Genomic DNA, 3,617 nt, shown 5'->3' with positions numbered 1-3,617 from the left:
GTGCCAGCAGCCGCGGTAATACGTAGGGCGCAAGCGTTATCCGGAATTATTGGGCGTAAAGAGCTCGTAGGCGGTTTGTCGCGTCTGCTGTGAAATCCCGAGGCTCAACCTCGGGCCTGCAGTGGGTACGGGCAGACTAGAGTGCGGTAGGGGAGATTGGAATTCCTGGTGTAGCGGTGGAATGCGCAGATATCAGGAGGAACACCGATGGCGAAGGCAGATCTCTGGGCCGTAACTGACGCTGAGGAGCGAAAGGGTGGGGAGCAAACAGGCTTAGATACCCTGGTAGTCCACCCCGTAAACGTTGGGAACTAGTTGTGGGGTCCATTCCACGGATTCCGTGACGCAGCTAACGCATTAAGTTCCCCGCCTGGGGAGTACGGCCGCAAGGCTAAAACTCAAAGGAATTGACGGGGACCCGCACAAGCGGCGGAGCATGCGGATTAATTCGATGCAACGCGAAGAACCTTACCAAGGCTTGACATATACGAGAACGGGCCAGAAATGGTCAACTCTTTGGACACTCGTAAACAGGTGGTGCATGGTTGTCGTCAGCTCGTGTCGTGAGATGTTGGGTTAAGTCCCGCAACGAGCGCAACCCTCGTTCTATGTTGCCAGCACGTAATGGTGGGAACTCATGGGATACTGCCGGGGTCAACTCGGAGGAAGGTGGGGATGACGTCAAATCATCATGCCCCTTATGTCTTGGGCTTCACGCATGCTACAATGGCCGGTACAAAGGGCTGCAATACCGTGAGGTGGAGCGAATCCCAAAAAGCCGGTCCCAGTTCGGATTGAGGTCTGCAACTCGACCTCATGAAGTCGGAGTCGCTAGTAATCGCAGATCAGCAACGCTGCGGTGAATACGTTCCCGGGTCTTGTACACACCGCCCGTCAAGTCATGAAAGTCGGTAACACCTGAAGCCGGTGGCCTAACCCTTGTGGAGGGAGCCGTCGAAGGTGGGATCGGTAATTAGGACTAAGTCGTAACAAGGTAGCCGTACCGGAAGGTGCGGCTGGATCACCTCCTTTCTAAGGAGCATCTGACGCTTCGGCGTCCAGAACCCAGATCGAAGGCATACGTTCTTCGCTGGGAGCTCATGGGTGGAACATTTGACATGGCATCGAGATCTGATCTCGGGACTAGTACGCCGCTTCGGTGGTTGGAAGGTTCTGGGTGAGGGGACCGGTGCCTGCACGCTGTTGGGTCCTGAGGGACCGGATGCGGATCTTTCGGGATCTGGTCTGAACCTCTGGACCTCTTTCTGTTTGTCCCTGTGGGGGCAGGTGGATGGGGGTTCCGCCCGTACTTTGAGAACTACACAGTGGACGCGAGCATCTTGCAGCCGGCTTTCGAGCTGGTTGCACAAGATGATCTTAAAGATCATTAGTCAATTTCTGATTCAGTCTTCGGACTGGTCGGGTTTTTGATTCAAACTCATGTGATTTCAAGTCTTTAAGAGCAAACGGTGGATGCCTTGGCATCTGGAGCCGAAGAAGGACGTAGCAATCTGCGATAAGCCTCGGGGAACTGATAAGCAAGTTTTGATCCGAGGGTGTCCGAATGGGGAAACCCCGCTGGGCGGCGTGCCGACCTAGTGACTCCCGCCTGAATATATAGGGCGGGTAGAGGGAACGTGGGGAAGTGAAACATCTCAGTACCCACAGGAAGAGAAAGCAACCGCGATTCCGTTAGTAGTGGCGAGCGAAACCGGAACAGGCTAAACCGAGTGTGTGTGATATCCGGCAGGAGTTGCATATTCGGGGTTGTGGGACTCACCAGTCAGTTCTGCCGAGCTGGCGACGTTACAGAAGCGTATAGACGAACGGTCTTGAAAGGCCGGTCATAGAGGGTGCCAACCCCGTAGTCGAAATGCGTGTTCTGGCGTGGAGAGTATCCCAAGTAGCACGGGGCCCGTGAAATCCCGTGTGAATCTGTCAGGACCACCTGATAAGCCTAAATACTCCCAGATGACCGATAGCGGACAAGTACCGTGAGGGAAAGGTGAAAAGTACCCCGGGAGGGGAGTGAAATAGTACCTGAAACCGTTTGCTTACAAACCGTTGGAGCACCCCTGGTAGGTGTGACAGCGTGCCTTTTGAAGAATGAGCCTGCGAGTTAGCGATATGTGGCGAGGTTAACCCGTGTGGGGTAGCCGTAGCGAAAGCGAGTCTGAATAGGGCGATTCAGTCGCATGTCCTAGACCCGAAGCGAAGTGATCTATCCATGGCCAGGTTGAAGCGACGGTAAGACGTCGTGGAGGACCGAACCCACTTAGGTTGAAAACTGAGGGGATGAGCTGTGGATAGGGGTGAAAGGCCAATCAAACTTCGTGATAGCTGGTTCTCTCCGAAATGCATTTAGGTGCAGCGTTGCGTGTTTCTTGCCGGAGGTAGAGCTACTGGATGGCCGATGGGCCCTACAAGGTTACTGACGTCAGCCAAACTCCGAATGCCGGTAAGTGAGAGCGCAGCAGTGAGACTGTGGGGGATAAGCTTCATAGTCGAGAGGGAAACAACCCAGACCACCAACTAAGGTCCCAAAGCGCGTGCTAAGTGGGAAAGGATGTGGAGTTGCTCTGACAACCAGGAGGTTGGCTTAGAAGCAGCCACCCTTGAAAGAGTGCGTAATAGCTCACTGGTCAAGTGATTCCGCGCCGACAATGTAACGGGGCTCAAGCACGCCACCGAAGTTGTGGCATTGACATTATTGGTAGGCCTTCGTGGTCCAGCCGTGTTGATGGGTAGGAGAGCGTCGTGTGGCCAGCGAAGCGGCGGTGGAAACCAGCCGTGGAGGCTACACGAGTGAGAATGCAGGCATGAGTAGCGAATGACGTGTGAGAAACACGTCCTCCGAAAGACCAAGGGTTCCAGGGTCAAGCTAATCTTCCCTGGGTAAGTCGGGACCTAAGGCGAGGCCGACAGGCGTAGTCGATGGACAACGGGTTGATATTCCCGTACCGGCGAAGAACCGCCCAAGCTAATCCAGTGGTGCTAAACGTCCGAGCCTTCACATCGTCACCTTCGGGTGACACCGTGGAGGGGAGCACGTGACCCCATGCTGGTGCGGTTAGCGTATTAACAGGTGTGACGCAGGAAGGTAGTCCAAGCCAGGCGATGGTTGTCCTGGTGCAAGTGCGTAGGCCGAGTCGTAGGCAAATCCGCGACTCATGAGGCTGAGACACGATGCGGATAAAAAGTGGATGATCCTATGCTGCCGAGAAAAGCATCGACGCGAGGTTCTAGCCGCCCGTACCCCAAACCGACTCAGGTGGTCAGGTAGAGAATACCAAGGAGATCGAGAGAATCGTGGTTAAGGAACTCGGCAAAATGCCCCCGTAACTTCGGGAGAAGGGGGGCCTTCGACGTATTAGGACTTGCTCCGAAAGCGTTTGGAGGCCGCAGAGACTAGTGGGTAGCGACTGTTTACTAAAAACACAGGTCCGTGCCAAGTCGCAAGACGATGTATACGGACTGACGCCTGCCCGGTGCTGGAAGGTTAAGAGGACCGGTTAGCCGCAAGGCGAAGCTGAGAATTTAAGCCCCAGTAAACGGCGGTGGTAACTATAACCATCCTAAGGTAGCGAAATTCCTTGTCGGGTAAGTTCCGACCTGCA

The 3,617-nt window shown here is 54.8% G+C and carries 2 rRNA genes; both read left to right on the top strand.

The features are described 5' to 3' along the window. Positions 1 to 1,032: ribosomal RNA gene (locus ACIQID_RS16575) — 16S ribosomal RNA — on the top strand; the annotation flags it as partial. Positions 1,033 to 1,446: 414 nt separating this feature from the next. Beyond that, positions 1,447 to 3,617, top strand: a 23S ribosomal RNA gene (locus ACIQID_RS16570); the annotation flags it as partial.

This window comes from Microbacterium sp. NPDC091676, from assembly GCF_044756645.1.
In the GTDB taxonomy this organism is placed as follows: domain Bacteria; phylum Actinomycetota; class Actinomycetes; order Actinomycetales; family Microbacteriaceae; genus Microbacterium; species Microbacterium paraoxydans_D.
Note: the sequence above shows the minus strand (reverse complement) of the source record. Positions and strands in the feature narration are given on the sequence as shown.